We start from the raw sequence: 15,822 nt of genomic DNA, 5'->3' as shown, positions 1-15,822 counted from the left end.
TTATACTCCTGGCCCAGTCTATTGTTAAGTAATTATTTTCCTGCGCAGTTTAAGGTAAAGGCCCCGCAGAGGCGGGGCCTACCTGGCCTGATGGGCGAAGGGGTTCTCTTTATAAATAATAATATCCACGCGGCGGTTTTTACGGCGATCCTCTTCGCTGTTATTGGGGAAAAGGGGATGATACTGGCCGTAGCCCAGGGCAACGAAACGGGAAGGGGAGAGGCCGGCGGTTTCCGTGAAATAACGGATGACCGTAGTGGCCCGGATGACCGACAGTTCCCAGTTGGTGGGGAACTGGGAGGTGTTGATGGGCAAGTCATCAGTAGAACCGGCTACGCCGATATAATTGGGCACCTGCCCGAGGTAACCGGCGATTTTTTGTAAAATGGGCACTGAGGCTGGGCGTAGGGTGGCCTGGCCGCGGTCAAAGAGTACTGAACCGGTAAAGCTTATGATCAATCCCTGGTCGGTGGCGGTGACAAAAACCTGATCCTTCAACCCCTGTTCCGCCAGGTAGGACTGTAAATCCTGGCTGAAGCCCGCCAGCTCGTCCGGGGGCGTTACCTGGTTGCCGTTACCAAGTTCGGGGAGCACCATACTACCGGCACTGCTGGTGAATATCTGGCTCAGGGCTTGCGCCAGTTGCTGGTAGCGGGCCATATCAACCTTGGAAACGGCGTACATGACGATGAAAAAGGCCATTAGGAGGGTGATCAGGTCGGCGTAGGTTAAGAGCCAGCGCATGCTCCCGGCGCCGGCATGACTGCTGCCCTGGTTTTCTTCACCGGCCTGCAGTCTTTTGAAAATGGACATACCCTTTCGGTCCCTTCTTTAAACAGGAGAAGTTTTCCTTTATACTTCGCCGGAGGTTTCTATTTCAGCCAGAATTCCCAGCTCACGCCGGATTAAACGCGGGTTTTTCCCCTGGACAATGCCGAGGATGCCTTCCATGATTATTTGGTCGACCACCATTTTTTCCCCCGCGCGGGTCTTCAGCTTGGCAGCCATGGGTAACCAGATGATATTGGCACTGGCAATACCATAAAGGGTGGCCAGAAAGGCCACGGCGATGGCGGCGGCCAGTTTGGTGGTATCGCTGATATTGCTTAAGACATGCACCAGGCCGATAACAGTGCCGATAATACCCATGGTGGGGGCGTAACCGCCTGCCGTCTCAAAGATCCCGGCACCGGTTTTATAATCCTGCTGGCGGCGCATGATTTCATTTTCCATGATCCGGCGGATCTCTTCCGGGTCAATACCATCGACGGCAAAGGAGAGGCCATGACGCAGGAGAGGATCGCTAAATTGCTGGGCGCGGCTTTCCAAAGCCAGGAGCCCTTCCCGGCGGGCGGTTTCAGCCAGGTCGACCAGAGTGTTGACGATATTCTCGAAATCGGCATGGTTATCCTGGAAGACCTGCCCTAAAAGCCCGGGGACGCGAGTAAGCTCCCTTAGGGGATAGGAGAAGGCGGTGGCCCCTATGGTACCGCCGAGGATAATGATTATGGCCGGGAGGTTGATCAGGGAGGCCAGGCTATTCCCTTCCAGGGTCAGGGCGATAATAATGGCTGCGATGGCTGTTGCTAACCCGAGAATACTTGCCAGGTCCATAAAGTGTCCGGTGCGGCGGCGGCAACCGGACTGCCCTCCTTTAAGTTTTTCTTCGATACATAAAATATAATCGGCTGCAAAGGAAGAACGTTAAGGAACCAGTAAAAAATCTTATCGGGAAAGGAGAGCTACAGAGGAAGTTACGGTCGAGCGTAGAATTAGGTAAACCGGAGCCAAGCAAGAAGCTGGAGGAATTAAAATGGTAGCCCCGATTGAGCCTTTATACAACAAGCACTACCGTTGCCTATTCTGCGACCGGGAATTTACCAACAAAAAGCTGCGCCTGAGCCGCATCCGCCAGGTTAAGCGTGACAGCGATTTATGTGCCTATTTTGAAGGCGAAAACCCTTACTTTTACGAAGTGGCCGTTTGTCCCCATTGCGGTTACGCCTTTACCACAGGCTTCGGAACGGTAAAAAAGGAGCGCCGGGAAGTTATAACCCGCGAGTATATTAACAAGATTACCCATAAGGATTATACCGGCCCGCGCACCCTGGGCGATGCCTTAAAAGTATACAAGCTGGCCCTCTTATGTGGAGATTTAAACCAGGAAAGAAAATCGGTCCTGGCAGGAATTTGTTTACATATTGCATGGTTTTACCGTTACAGCCAGGAAGAAGAGGCAGAAAAAAAGTACCTGCGGAACGCCTATGACCTCTACCAGGAAGCCTACCAGAAGGAGAACGGCACGGGCAGGGAGGGAAACCCCAACCTGATTCTCTACCTGATCGGCGAACTGGAGGGGCGCTTGGGCAATTATGTGGAAGCCTGCCGGTGGCTGGGGCGCTTGTTAAATGTCCGCAATCTGGAACCCTACCTCCATGATTTGTTATTGGAACGCTGGGAGGTCTACCGGGAAAGATTAAAGGAAACAGCTCCTGCCGGCGCGCCATAGGTCTTAATGTCAGGGCAGGCATCCGGGCCGCTGGCGCGGCACCACAGAAGGATGAAAATAACGAACCGGCATTTGTTTATAGCGAGCGACCTGGTCCGAGCGGTTAAGCAGCCTTGGCGAAAGCCGATGGATGATAAGCGGGGCCGAGGATAGAGAGGCCTTTTGGCCGGCCTCTGAGGCAAGGATGCCTGGACGGAGCCGGGACCAGACTATCCGCACGTACTGTGGTTTGCTTTTCTTCCTGGAAATTGCTATGATGGTTAAAAATTAAAGGGGGATGAGGGATTTGTGCAAACGCCTGGGTATTCTCACCGGCGGCGGCGACTGCCCCGGACTCAATGCCGTCATCAGGGCGGCGACGAAGACGGCCATGAGCCACGGCTATGAGATGATCGGCTTTCTGGATGGTTATACCGGCGTCGTTGAAGGCCGGTATATCAGGCTGGACCCAGCGGCTATTTCCGGCCTCCTCCACCGGGGAGGCACCATTCTGGGTACCAATAACCGCAGCAATCCCTTTTATTTTCCTATCCAGGAAAATGGCGAGACCATTTACCGGGATATGTCGGACCTGGCCATCGAGCGCCTTAAGGAGATGAACATCGAGGTTCTCCTGGTGGTTGGCGGTGATGGCACCCTGGCGGGGGCCCGGGACTTTAAGGCCAAAGGGGCGCGAGTCATCGGCATCCCCAAGACCATCGACAACGACCTGGCGGCCACCGACCAGACCTTCGGTTTCGATACGGCCGTCAGGACGGCCACCGACGCCCTGGATAAATTACATACCACGGCGGAATCCCATCACCGGGTCATGGTCCTGGAGCTTATGGGTCGTTATGCCGGCTGGATCGCCCTGTACAGCGGCCTGGCTGGCGGGGCGGATGTAATCTTAATTCCTGAGATTCCCTGGAATATAGAAAGTGTGCTGGCTAAAATAGAGGCCCGGCGGGCCGAGGGTAAGCCCTTCAGCATAGTCGTTGTTGCCGAAGGGGTCAAATCGCCGGAGGGTGAGCTGGTCGTCCAGCGCCGGGTGGAAGGTAGCGTGGAAAGGGTGCGCCTGGGTGGCATCGGCCAGCTGGTGGGTAAATTGATAGAAGAGAAGAGCGGCATCGAAACCCGGGTGACGGTCCTGGGCCATATCCAGCGGGGCGGCTCGCCTTCCTCCTACGACCGCGTTCTGGCCACTCGCTTCGGGGTGGCGGCCGCCGAACTGGCCGTCAGGGGCGTCCACGGGGTCATGGTCTGCCTGCGGGGCAGCGATATCTCCCATGTCCCCCTGGAAGAAGCCGTCGGCAAGCCCCGGACCATCCCAAGGGACCACCAGCTCCTGGCCGCAGCCAGGGCCATTGGAATTAGCTTCGGGGAGTGATGAAAAACATCATCGCCGCTGTCCCGCCGGGTTGCCGGTGCCAGTTGCCATATGGCCGGCACCGGGCCTCAGTAATTGAGGATAACCAGTTCGGTGATGCTGCCGCGCCGGTCGGGACGGGAGTTGATGGCCCGCCTGGCCTGGACGGTTTCGATGCGGAAACCCCGGTAGAGTTCCCTGATGAGGGGTGTGTCGGAGTTGCTGAGCATCACCAGGCAACCCCGCCGGGTAAGCTCCCGGAACACCCGGGCCAGCCGCTTTTGCTCCCCTTCACCAAAGTTTCCCGCCGTGTAACTGGTAAAGCGGGAGGTGCGATTCAAGGGCTGGTAAGGGGGATCGAAGTAAATAAAATCGCCAGGCCGGGCGTATTCCAGGACCAGGCTGAAATCTCCGGCGCGGAGGTCGGCCGCCTGCAAAGCCCAGGAGGCGGCCCGCAGGCCAGCGGCGTTCACAATATCCGGGTTTTTGTACCTGCCGAAGGGAACGTTGAATTTATTCAGCCTGTTGACCCGGTAGAGGCCGTTGTAGCAGGTCCTGTTGAGGTAGATGAAGCGGGAAGCCCGCGCCACCGGCGGCAGCCTAGCCGGGTCAGTACCCCGGATGGCGTAGTAATATTCCCTGATGTTCCTGTGCCGCCGGAGGTCGGCGATGAGTTCTTCTACATTATCCCTGACCACCCGGTAAACGTTAATCAGCTCGTCATTTAGGTCGGCCAGGATGGCATAAGCAGGTTGCAGGTAGAAAAAGAGGGCACCGCCGCCGACCATGGGTTCCAGGTAGCGGCTGTAGTTTTGCGGCAGTAAAGGTTGCAGCTGTTCGAGTAACTGCCCTTTGCCCCCGGCCCACTTTAGAAAGGGCCGGACTGGAGATGAAACACTCAATAATAACTCACCTGATCCTTAACTCCCCACTGCATGAACTTCCGTTCCATAAGGAGCACTCATGGGGACTGATGTCCCCGCCACGAACCGATGTTATCCAGACGCCCACCAAACAGTTATATTTCGCCGTCGAAGGGGAAATCCCTGCTAAATTTTCCCTCCGGCCTGCAAATGCTTCTTGCATTTCGGCCGGATATAGTGCAAAATAGTACTAGAACAACCTGACCGGGTGGGCCGGAGGCCGGCCCGGGAGGGTAACAAAATTTAAACCTGCGGTGAGGGGTAACCTGAACCTGAGGGGAGGGTCTTAAAGTGATGGATGATTCTTGACGCCTATCGACTCACGTAAGTCGGCAGGCGTTTTTTGGTTTGAACACCTTTCAGCCAGAGGTAAGCCGGTACAGGGGGCGTTTAAAAGAGCTTGCCGCCGGTAACCCTGCCGGGATCAAAGAGCCGGCCTAATCCGGAAACCGGGAGAAATTTTCCGGTGAAAAGGTAGCAACGGGAAGGAGTGCGACGGTGGAGAACCGCCTGGGAGTTGTGGGCATAGTTATCGAAGACCGGGAACATACAGCAGCCCGGGTCAACGCCATTTTAAGCGATTACGGCCACTGTATTGTCGGTCGCATGGGCATCCCTTACCGGGAATGCGGGGTGGCCGTCATCGCCTTGATTGTAGATGGGACGACGGACACGATCGGTGCCCTGACAGGTAAACTGGGAAGCCTGCCCGGGGTGAAGGTCCGGGCGGCCCTGACGGGGAAGGAGAGGTAAGCTGTGCGACCGGAATTTGCTGCAAGCTGGCAGCGGGCGGCAGCAGGTGAAGAACTCGATCGTGAAGATATTGTTAATCTCCTCGCCGCCACCCCCGGTGAAGAGGAGGAAGCCCTCTACCGGCTGGCGGACGGCGTCCGCGCCCGGATGGCGGGGGACGAGGTCCACCTGCGCGGTGTCATCGAGTTTTCTAATTACTGTCGTCGTCGCTGTTGCTACTGCGGCCTCCGGGCTGATAACGCCCGGTTGCACCGCTACCGCCTGATGCCGGAGGATATAGTAGCTGTGGCCAGACAGGGAGTAGAGCTGGGCTATGGTACCATCGTCCTCCAGTCCGGGGAGGACCCCTGGTATACGGCCCCGGTCCTGGCAGGGATCGTCCGGGAGATTAAAGAAATGGGGGTGGCCGTGACCCTGTGTGTAGGCGAGCGCTCCCGGGAGGAGTACGCCCTGTGGCGGGAGGCCGGGGCTGACCGCTACCTCTTGAAACACGAAACGGCCAACGAAGAACTTTACGCCCGCCTGCACCCCGGCATGAGCTGGCAGGAACGCCTCCAATGCCTCCAGTGGCTGCGGGAACTGGGCTACCAGGTGGGCTCCGGCAACATCATCGGCCTGCCGGGCCAGACCCTGGCCGACCTGGCCGACGACTTGCTCCTCCTGCGACAGCTGGATGTGGAGATGGCGGGTTTGGGGCCCTTTATCCCCCACCCGGCAACACCCCTGGCCGGGGAGCCGGCCGGGAGTTTGGAACTAACTTACCGGGTGGTGGCTACGGCCCGCCTGGTCATTCCTTTCGCCCACCTGCCGGCCACCACAGCGGTGGGTACCCTGGCGCCCAACGGCCGCCAGAAGGCCCTGCAGCGGGGGGCCAACGTCATCATGCCCAACCTGACCCCCACCCGCTACCGGGCCGACTACCAGATCTATCCCAACAAGATTTGTATCAATGAGGGACCGGAGGATTGCCGCTACTGCCTGGAGGGCATGGTCCGCGCCTTAGGGCGACGCCTGGGCCGGGGACCGGGGCATACCTTGAAGCCCATTCCTGCTTAGCCAGTTTGGTTTTATTAAACAAAAGTCCGTAAAACGGAGTGAAAACGGGGAAAAAGCGGAGAGGGTCCATATAAACGTTTTAAGTGTTCTTAAATAGGAATGGAGGAATTTTCCATGCAACACGGTTATCGCGCCGATTTTATCAATCATGAAGAGATAGAAGGCTACCTGGAAGAAGCTAAACGGGCAACGAGGGATGTGGCTGTCAGGATTATCGAAAAGGCGCGGGAAGCGAAGGGGCTGGAGCCCTACGAGGTGGCGGTTTTGCTCCAGAACGACGATGCGGACGTACGCCGGCGGATGTTTACCGCCGCCCGGGAGATAAAGGAAAAGATCTACGGCCAGCGGATAGTTCTTTTTGCACCTCTGTACTTCAGCGACTACTGCATTAACAACTGCCGCTACTGCGGCTACCGGCGGGAAAATAAATTCGAACGCCGCCGCCTGGAGCCGGAGGAACTGGAACGGGAGGTGCGCATCCTGGAATCCCTGGGGCATAAGCGCCTGGCCCTGGAGGCCGGGGAGGATCCCGTCCATTGTCCCCTTGAATATACCCTGGATGTTATTAACCGCATTTACCGCATCACCGAAGCCAACGGCAGCATCCGGCGGGTAAACGTCAACATCGCGGCGACGACGGTGGATGCCTACAGGCAGTTAAAGGCCGCCGGCATCGGCACCTACGTCCTCTTCCAGGAGACCTACCACCGGCCTACTTATGCCTACATGCACCCCGGCGGCCCCAAGGCGGACTACGACTGGCACACCACGGCCATGGACCGGGCCATGGAGGGCGGCATCGACGACGTCGGCCTGGGGGTCCTCTTCGGCCTCTACGATTATAAATTCGAAGTCATGGGCCTGCTCTACCATGCCCGGCACTTGGAGGAGACCTTCGGCGTCGGCCCCCATACCATCTCCGTACCGCGCCTGCGGCCGGCCTACAACATTACCCTGGAAAAATTCCCTTACCTGGTTGACGACGAAGATTTTAAGAAACTGGTGGCCATCATCCGCCTGGCTGTGCCCTATACCGGCATGATCATCTCCACCCGGGAGACGGCGGAGCTCAGGGCGGAACTCCTGGAGTTGGGCGTTTCCCAGATCAGCGCCGGCTCCTGTACGGGGGTAGGGGGCTATGGCCGTCACTATGCCGATCAGGAAGACGATATCCCCCAGTTTGAAATCGGCGACCACCGCCACCCCGATGAGGTTATCGGCGACCTCTGCCGGCGGGGGTATCTCCCCAGCTACTGCACAGCCTGCTACCGCCGCGGCCGCACCGGCGACCGCTTCATGTCCCTGGCCAAAACCGGGGAGATCCAGCACTGCTGCCAGCCTAACGCCATCCTCACCTTTAAGGAATACTTGCTGGATTATGCCCGCCCGGCTACCAGGGAAGTAGGAGAGACAACCATCAGGGAGCACCTGGCCCGGATCCCCAGCCCGGCCATCCGGGCCGAAACGGAACGCCGCCTGGAGCGCATCGCCGCCGGCGAGCGGGATTTGTATTTCTAGTGCCGCTACCCCCTAACGGCGCTTTAACCCCCCGTCCTTCAGGGCAGGGGGTTTTATCATGGGTGGAGATAAACGGGGGGCCAGCGTTTGGGTGCCGGTTGCTATGGCCATTACAAGGAATAATTTTTATATATCGGCAGGAAATTCCTTTTTTCTGCAGAATTCCTTATAGAACCCGGTTCATTAGTAAAATGGAGTACGGCTCGGGAGGCCCTGAAGAGAGAACATCCTGCAGGTGGTGATCAGGCTGCGTTTACGCATCGTCCTTCAACCAGGCGAAGAGGGGAGGGGGCGAACAATGGTCCTTCCCCTCGACTTTCGTCGCCACTTCATTTCATTAATTAAAACCCTGGCCGGTACCTCTGCCCTGGCCGCACGTTTTACCCTCGAGAAACCGGGCTACAGCCCGTATGTCTTTTCAGTAGAATTCAACAAAATTATCGACATTGATACCCGGCAAAGGGAGATAACGGCCAGGCCGCCCATCCTCGTGACCATTTCTACCGGCCTTTTTGACGTCATGACCACATTTAGCAACGGCGCCATTGCTATGAAAGGCCGGGAAACGGTGCTGGGGTTGTATCTCAAGGACATCTATCTCCTGCCGTTAAAGCAGATTCAGACCGGCGAGCAGGAGTTCCGGATTGCCGGCCACGCTGTCTTTAGAGGAGTGCGGCATTATGTCGACGGTTCTGATGTGAGGGAATTGGAGGAAGCAATTAACACCCACCTTTATAAGCGGTATAGTTTTTTAATTCAGCAATATCATCTGGATTATCACTCCCGTGTTAGCCCGGTTAAAGTCTTAGGCCCTCCAAGCTATCACAAGGGAGTGTGCTTCCATTACGGAGGGCAGTTAACAACCCTTCAGGGCCGTATCCATTTAAAGAGCACCCCGGAAACGCTGCAATTTCTCTACGATTTCGGTCTGGGGATTAGAACGGGGCAGGGCTTCGGGCTTCTGGAGGTGGGCGATTAAGCCATGCAGGACATAGAGATTTACCCGGCTTCCTGGTACTACAATGCCTGTGTTCAAGGTTTCCTCGAAGTACTGGCTTACGGCCTGGGCGAAAAGGGAGAGGAAATTGTAGCCGGCAAAATCCTCCAGGAGGACGGCCGGGCCGTTATCCCCGGCGACCTCATGGACGCAGCTTTTAAGCCCCGGGGGACTCCTTTCCCCGACGGCTACGTCTTTCGGGAAGTACCGGCGGAATTACCGGCACTGAAAAGAATCGGCTGGTGGTGGGTGGAGAAGAGCTATAAAGAAGGTTTTATTCCTAGCAAAGATAAAAAAGCTAAAAGGAATAACCCGACTAATGCTGAGAAAATAGACATGGTTTTCGGGAGACTATTTCATTTTAAAGGAGGTTATTACCCTAATTTAGCCAATCTGGGCCATCTCAAAAGTACTGCGAGTAAAGCCGAGTTCTTAAATATATGGTTTGATTTAAATAATATCCATACTTTGAGAACCCCAATTTGCAGCTTTTGTGGCAGAAAGACTGAACTGGAAATAAACAGTTCCACGTATAATACCTTTTTTACACGAACAGTATCAATTTACCTAGGTAACAGCTATGAAGAATTTCCCAACCTTTTTTGGGACGGAAATCCTAACCTTATCATGTGCAAGCAGTGCCGCTCCTATTTTTTATGTTTTCACCTGATAAGCAAATTTTTTATCAATTCCGATTCCCTCCTGGTAAACTGGCACTTGAACCGGCTCCTTGCCGGGAGAACAGGGAAAGGCGGCCATAAAACCCTCTTAAGCGCCATGCAATACGACCGGCAATTAAGACGGGCGCTGGGCAGCTGGGGCCTGCAAAACATGGAATTGCTGGTTTTTGAACAGGACAGCGTGGAATATTATCCTATTTCGGCCCGGCTGGCCCGCCTGCTCCTGATACCCCGGGTATCCTCCTTAATAGGGCAAATTGCTAATGACAGGATATGGGAGATTATCCTCCGGGAGCGTTTTGATTACCTGCCCACTGTGATTTACAAGTCCCTGCGGGCTCTGCTCAAAGGGGGCAACAACGAGAAAGATCCGGAAGTTGTCTACAAGGATGTAACTAACGTCGCGCCGGTGACTAATCTTATCCACCTTTATTATATGATCCGGCAGCAATTAGCCAGGAACGAAGGGGGGACAAGCATGGGTTATCTTAACTTAAAAGCAATCCAGGCGGCAGCCGCTGAGGCGCCGGTAGACCTCAACAGCAATCTTGACAAGAATTTGGTTTACCGTTTGCTGGAATTGACCAGGTTGAACAAGAAGACTGAAGTTTATCACCTGCTTTTAAGGCTTTACCTTACCAGCGGCGACAATAAACAATTTCCTGCCTCCCTGGCCAGCCTGTTTGCCACCAGCGACAGCGAGCTGTTTAAAACCGGCATTTATACCTTTATCGCCGGGTTGAAGGCAAACGAAAACGACGAACCACAAGGAGAAAACGATTAAACGGCTTAAAGAAAGGGGTTGTTTACGTGATGGAGGTTAAAGGAATAACAGCGACGGTTATCTTTGAGAGTTCGGCCGTCAACCGCGACGAGAAATTGGGGGGCAATATCACTTCTATAAAAAAGTTATCGCGTTATGACGGCACTTATTCCTTTATGAGCCGGGCTTTTATCCGCCACCACATGTTTGCCACCTTTATGAGGCTATATGGCTGGGAGGAAGCGCCTGTAACCCGGGATGATGCGGTAATTCAGTTTCGTTTTCCCGACGCTAACATCGTTGCATATCCGGAAACAGATATTTTTGGCTTTATGAATACCAGCCCCTTCAGCGTGACCCGCAAAGCCCCCCTCGGTATTACCAAAGCGATCTCCCTCGAGCCCTGGCAGGCCGACATGGCCTTCTACGCCAATCACGACCTGGTCCGGCGGGCAAATGCGCAGGGAGACAACGCCAATCCCAATCCCTTTCAAAAAGAAGAACACTACTCCTACTACCGCCTGTCCTTTACCCTGGATCTCTGCCGCCTCGGTTACCAGGATATTTATGTAGCCGGCGGGGACGGCCTCACCGCCTTTAAAAATTGGCTAAAAAAATATCCTGAAGCCCCGGCCGGGGAATTGGTCGAGCTGCGGAGCTTACGCAGTTTCCCGGAAAACATGAAGTGGCATTATATCCCCGATGCTGATAATAAACCCAGGGGGTTTGTGGGTATCACCGACAACGGGAATAATAGCAGGATTATTTTCGTGGTCAGCAAGGGGGAATTCCGCGAACGCCTGCGGCAATTCTTGACCGTAGTTAAAAACGGCCTGGTTATCCATTCCAGCACAGAAGATTACGGTATGGTACCGGTATTTATCGTCCTTGGGACCTTAAAGGTACCGGTACCCGTTTTCAACAGCGATGTCCGGCTTAAAAACGGTAAAGTAGATGCCGGCCCCCTGAACAGGGCCCTTAATAACGATTACTTGCTGGAAGCCTGGTATGAGAGCAGCCTGCCCTTCGATGGGAAGCTGGCGTGCGGCGAAGGGACTCGTAGTTTTAAGCCCTGGGCAGGCGTCGACCGGGTGCTGGAGGCAATTAACTGATGGGTGCTACGGCAGTTAGGGCTTTACGCGTATTAAAGTTGGGGTTCACTGCCGCTTCGGCACATTTCCGGGTCACTAGCAGCAACAATCCCCGCAAGACTTACCCCCTGCCTCCTTACTCTACGGTGATTGGCCTGCTGGCCAACATCTTGGGCGACAGGGCCAAAATCGAGGCCATGCTGGCGGGTGGGCTGGCCCTGGGCGTTTTAGCGCAGCATAATTACATTACAAAAGAGTACACCTGGTTGCGTAATATGAGCCCCTCCGCCCATAAAGGCAGGTTTTACTCCTACGATAACCGCCGGTGGCAGGAAACCCCGGAACACCCCGGCGGTCAGAGCCCTGTTGTCGTTGAAGTTTTAAACGATGTTAAAGTGTATGTTTATCTCTATCATCCAAATGAACAGGTGACGGGTTTCCTGATGGAAAACGCCTGCCTGCCGGAAAGGTGGCTGAGCCACCTGCATCTGGGCCGGGCTGAGGATTGGGCTATGATAACCGAGGCGACAATAATGGAAATTTGCCCCTCAAATGAGGGGGGGTGTTTGCAAAATTCCTCGAACTTTTACCAGTGGATGCCTGCCCCGGCGGCGGCTTTTGGTTTAAACGAGCTGCTGGATGCTGCCGAGTACACCAGCTTTTATCAGAAAATGCAGGGCAACGCCGTCCTGGTGACCTCCTTGTACCGGCTGGTGGAGGTGCCCTACCAGTTCGGCAAAAAAGGCTTGATTAGGAATTTCGCCCATGTCCCTGCCCGCCTTTGCTGCGGTCAAGTCCCTTTTCTGGACAACTTTCGTTTGCCATCCCTGCTGGTCGACAGGGAACTGAAAACGCCGGTTTATATGGCCGCGATAAACCAGGAATCGGGAAAGGAGGGGCGGTAATGGCTGATTTCTGGGCTAAAAGTAATGGCATTTCTTTAAGCAAGCACACCGGGGACGTGCTGGCGGCGACCGGGGTTCTTCAAAAGAAACTGGGTAATAAGGTCCCCGGCGACTGGTGGCTGGGTTTAAAGTATGCCGCCCTGCTCCATGACTCAGGTAAAGTTGATCCCGCTTTTCAGGAGCGCATAAAAAAGCAGGGCCAAAAGGCGGGGGACGTCCCGGCAGACGAACCAAAATATAAAGATATCCCTCACAGCATCCTTTCTCTGTTTTTCGTTAGGCCGGAGAACTTTACTTTTTCCCAGCCCTACTTGGCCTATGCGGTTATATCGGCCATTGTTTTTCATCACTGGCGCGAGAGCTTTCCTGACTACTTCCTGGGCAGCCAGGAATATCTCATCAGGAAAAAGGCCGGGGAACTGGAGGAAAGGGCGGCTTTATGGAACCGGTTGAGCCGGGATTTAGTCGCCGAGCTTACCATTCTGGCGGAAAAGTACGAACTGGATCCGGCCGTGATGGGCCTTAACACCACCTTGACGGAGTATCTACGTTACAATACCCTCGGTTCGGCCGGGCTCCTCATCCCGCCTTATACCCTGGTTTATCTTCCAGAACAGATCAGGGCCAAAGCCGCCCGGGGAGATGAAAAAGATAGAGCCAGGGTTTTTATTGCCGGCAATCTCATGCGCGCCGACCACTTTGCCTCAATGGTAGAAGAAAGCAACACCGGCTTGCAGATTGACGCCATCGAAAGCGGCCGGGTTTTCACTACCGGTGAAATTGAAAGGACCTTAAAGGAAAAATTCAATACACCGGACTACTGGCAAAAGCAGTTCTTTCAAAACCATAAGGAGGCAAAAGGTGACAACCTGGTGCTGGTGGCACCGACGGGATTCGGCAAGACCGAGTTTGCCTTCCTCTGGGGGGCGGAAAAGAAAAACTTTATCCTCCTGCCCATGCGGGCGGCCGTCAATAAGATATGGGAACGCACCAGGGATATGGTTGAGAGCCTGGGGGAAAAAGGCGACGATCAGGTGGCCCTGTTGCACAGCGATGCCGCCCTGGAGACTTTTAGCCGCTACCAGCAGCAGGGCGACCTTGAAAGCGAGAGCAATACCCGCAAAGCCATGGAGCTGGCCCGCCACCTGGCCCGGACTTATATTATAGCCACTGCCGATCAGGTCGCCCCGGCGGCTTTGAGGTATCCTGGCTATGAACGGATCTTTGCTGCCCTTATGAACGGGGCCCTGGTTATTGATGAAGTCCAGGCCTATGATCCCCGCGCGGCGGCAATCATCACCCACCTGGTACAGCAAAATGCCTATCTCGGTGGCAACAATTTGATTATGACCGCAACCCTGCCGCCTTTCATCAGCCGGGAGCTGGTCAAACGCCTGGGGCTGGCCGACCATCAGGTTATACGCCTGATTGATGAGCCGGAGTTCGAAGGGGTGGCTGCTTCTTGCCGGCATCGGCTGGGATTTAACGTCCATGCAGGCGATTATGCCAGCGCTGTAACGGCTATTATCCGGGCAGCTCAACAGGGTAAAAAGGTCCTGGTAGTGATGAATACCGTCAGGGCCGCCTGTGAGATCTACGACAAAATTATGGCGGTACTCCAGCAGGAGCAACTGGCTATTGAAACACTCCTTCTTCATTCGCGCTTTATCCTTAAACAGAAAGAAGAGCTGGAAAAAGCGGTGGTCGAAAAATATATGCCCAACCGGCCGGACAGGGATGCCGGTCCCTGTATAGTTGTAGCCACCCAGATTGTTGAAGCTTCCCTGGATATTGACGCGGACGTACTTTTTACCGAGCCTTCCCCGGCCGACAGCCTGATCCAGCGGATGGGCCGCGTTTTTCGTCGGTTTGCCCGCCTGACGGGTAACAATGCTCCCCCGGAGGCCAACGTCATAATTATAATCAATGGAGGGGATCAACCCCTCAATCGCCGCCGGCGTTCAGACCAGGAAGAAAAAACTGCCGGTGACGTCCAACTGGCATCCGGCTTAAAAACAGTCTATAACCGGGACCTGACGGCCCTCTCCCTGGTAATCCTGCTCATGGCCTTAAAGGGCGAAGCCGGCCTCAGCCCGGGCAGCAGCCTGGCGGAAGAACTAAAACGGAAACCATGGGTTGATTGTTTTAAGAAAAGCAAGGGTAAGGGGAACTCCGGGAACACGAACAGGCGCCTGGTGGAAGTTATTAAATCAATAACAGGACAAACCTTGCTTTTAACTGAAAAGGAAAAAATGGATTGGGTGGAGCTCACCTATGGTATCCTTGATGAACTACGGCGGATAGACAACTATCCCCTCCAACTGGAAGACTACATTCAGAAGTATGAAGAAACCTTGGCAATCCTAGATCATGGCTACTGCTCGGATCGCAAAAGGGATGCGGAAAGGCTTTTTCGAGATATAAATGCCATAACCGGTGTTCCCATAGAAAAGGCCGGTGAATTCTATGACAGCATCCGAACGTGGCTGAGCGGCAAAAACGCGGGAAGCTTAAATTTCTTGGAACTGGCCCTGGCCATCCTGCCGCGGTTTACCGTTAACTGCCCTTTTCTCGCGACGTCCAACGGGGAAAGGGTGCGGGACCTGGATTTTGAAGCCATGCTCCCCCCGGAGCTTGACATCAAAAGCATTACTAAAATCAGATCCAGGCTGGAAAGATGGCTAAAGGGTATATACATCCTCGATTTGCCCTATGATCAGGTTAAAGGGTTAGAGGTGCAAAATGAACAGTGACCAGGTTACCGAACTGAGAAAGGCCCATATCACCGGCACCATGGTGGCTTACTATTTTATTTGTCACCGCAAGTTATGGCTTTTTGCTAAGGGCCTTAACCTTGAGAACATATCCGGTAACGCCGATGTCATCAAGGGCAGGATATTACATGAGACCAGGTTTAACCGCCAAAACAATAAAGAAGTGGCTTTTGATACCGTTAAAATCGACTTTTTACACTACAACGGTCAGGTTTACGTCCATGAAGTGAAGAAAAGTAAAAAGTTCGAAGAAGCCCATACCTGGCAGTTGAAGTACTATATCTACATGCTCCAAGAGAAAGGAGTTAACTGCTCTGCGGGGGTAATCCACTATCCTTCAAGCATGCGCAGGGAAGAAGTGAATTTTACCCCCGGGGACCGGGAACTCCTCATGAAAGCCCTGGCGGGGATTCAAGCCGTCCTCAGTAAGCCCTTGCCGGAGAAAAAGGCCGGTAGGAAGATGTGCAGCCGGTGCGCTTACTTTGATTTTTGCTATATTTGACTT

The 15,822-nt window shown here is 54.5% G+C and carries 14 protein-coding genes; 11 read left to right on the top strand and 3 right to left on the bottom strand.

Annotated features, from left to right (window positions below):
* Window positions 1-78 precede the first annotated feature (78 nt).
* Both MOTHE_RS08470 and MOTHE_RS08465 read right to left on the bottom strand, forming a co-directional pair.
* Window positions 79-813 (bottom strand): OmpA/MotB family protein, encoded by a 735-nt coding sequence (locus tag MOTHE_RS08470; RefSeq protein ID WP_011393242.1) that lies wholly within the window; start codon window positions 811-813, stop codon window positions 79-81.
* 39 nt (window positions 814-852) lie between these two features.
* The gene (locus MOTHE_RS08465; RefSeq protein ID WP_011393241.1) at window positions 853-1,614 is read right to left on the bottom strand and encodes a flagellar motor protein; all 762 of its coding nucleotides are present in this window, start codon (window positions 1,612-1,614) and stop codon (window positions 853-855) included.
* Window positions 1,615-1,813: 199 nt separating this feature from the next.
* Between MOTHE_RS08465 and MOTHE_RS08460 the strand changes: the two genes are divergently transcribed.
* Window positions 1,814-2,509 (top strand): DUF2225 domain-containing protein, encoded by a 696-nt coding sequence (locus tag MOTHE_RS08460; RefSeq protein ID WP_053094910.1) that lies wholly within the window; start codon window positions 1,814-1,816, stop codon window positions 2,507-2,509.
* Window positions 2,510-2,786: 277 nt separating this feature from the next.
* Complete coding sequence (locus tag MOTHE_RS08455) at window positions 2,787-3,878, top strand: 6-phosphofructokinase (protein ID WP_053094909.1); 1,092 nt, start codon at window positions 2,787-2,789, stop codon at window positions 3,876-3,878.
* Window positions 3,879-3,946: 68 nt separating this feature from the next.
* On the opposite strand, the gene MOTHE_RS08450 is transcribed toward MOTHE_RS08455, so the two are convergent.
* Window positions 3,947-4,759 (bottom strand): DNA adenine methylase, encoded by an 813-nt coding sequence (locus tag MOTHE_RS08450; protein WP_011393238.1) that lies wholly within the window; start codon window positions 4,757-4,759, stop codon window positions 3,947-3,949.
* A gap of 519 nt (window positions 4,760-5,278) precedes the next feature.
* On the opposite strand from MOTHE_RS08450, the gene MOTHE_RS08445 reads away from it, so the two are divergent.
* The 9 genes from MOTHE_RS08445 to cas4 all read left to right on the top strand — a co-directional run bounded on the left by MOTHE_RS08445 (window position 5,279) and on the right by cas4 (window position 15,819).
* Window positions 5,279-5,533: a TM1266 family iron-only hydrogenase system putative regulator gene (locus MOTHE_RS08445; RefSeq protein ID WP_053094908.1), complete on the top strand. Its 255-nt coding sequence runs from the start codon at window positions 5,279-5,281 to the stop codon at window positions 5,531-5,533.
* Window positions 5,534-5,536: 3 nt separating this feature from the next.
* Window positions 5,537-6,589 carry a [FeFe] hydrogenase H-cluster radical SAM maturase HydE gene (gene hydE, locus MOTHE_RS08440; protein WP_011393236.1) on the top strand — a complete coding sequence of 351 codons (1,053 nt, stop codon included), beginning with the start codon at window positions 5,537-5,539 and terminating at the stop codon, window positions 6,587-6,589.
* A gap of 114 nt (window positions 6,590-6,703) precedes the next feature.
* Window positions 6,704-8,107, top strand: coding sequence for a [FeFe] hydrogenase H-cluster radical SAM maturase HydG (gene hydG, locus MOTHE_RS08435; protein ID WP_011393235.1), 1,404 nt, complete (start codon window positions 6,704-6,706; stop codon window positions 8,105-8,107).
* Window positions 8,108-8,405: 298 nt separating this feature from the next.
* Window positions 8,406-9,086: a CRISPR-associated endoribonuclease Cas6 gene (locus MOTHE_RS08430; RefSeq protein WP_011393234.1), complete on the top strand. Its 681-nt coding sequence runs from the start codon at window positions 8,406-8,408 to the stop codon at window positions 9,084-9,086.
* 3 nt (window positions 9,087-9,089) lie between these two features.
* A complete protein-coding gene (gene cas8a1 / locus MOTHE_RS08425; protein WP_011393233.1) occupies window positions 9,090-10,568 on the top strand; it encodes a type I-B CRISPR-associated protein Cas8b1/Cst1 in 1,479 nt (492 codons plus the stop codon).
* Between the two features lie 29 nt (window positions 10,569-10,597).
* The gene (cas7i, locus tag MOTHE_RS08420) at window positions 10,598-11,659 is read left to right on the top strand and encodes a type I-B CRISPR-associated protein Cas7/Cst2/DevR (RefSeq protein WP_011393232.1); all 1,062 of its coding nucleotides are present in this window, start codon (window positions 10,598-10,600) and stop codon (window positions 11,657-11,659) included.
* Window positions 11,659-12,543: a type I-B CRISPR-associated protein Cas5b gene (gene cas5b / locus MOTHE_RS08415; RefSeq protein WP_053094907.1), complete on the top strand. Its 885-nt coding sequence runs from the start codon at window positions 11,659-11,661 to the stop codon at window positions 12,541-12,543. Before cas7i ends, cas5b begins: the two co-directional genes overlap by 1 nt.
* On the top strand, window positions 12,543-15,296 hold the full coding sequence (locus MOTHE_RS08410) for a CRISPR-associated helicase/endonuclease Cas3 (protein ID WP_011393230.1): 2,754 nt from the start codon (window positions 12,543-12,545) through the stop codon (window positions 15,294-15,296). Before cas5b ends, MOTHE_RS08410 begins: the two co-directional genes overlap by 1 nt.
* Window positions 15,286-15,819 (top strand): CRISPR-associated protein Cas4, encoded by a 534-nt coding sequence (cas4, locus tag MOTHE_RS08405; RefSeq protein ID WP_011393229.1) that lies wholly within the window; start codon window positions 15,286-15,288, stop codon window positions 15,817-15,819. Before MOTHE_RS08410 ends, cas4 begins: the two co-directional genes overlap by 11 nt.
* The last annotated feature ends 3 nt before the right edge of the window (window positions 15,820-15,822 follow it).

This window comes from Moorella thermoacetica (assembly GCF_001267405.1).
Lineage (GTDB): Bacteria > Bacillota > DSM-521 > Neomoorellales > Neomoorellaceae > Neomoorella > Neomoorella thermoacetica.
Note: the sequence above shows the minus strand (reverse complement) of the source record. Positions and strands in the feature narration are given on the sequence as shown.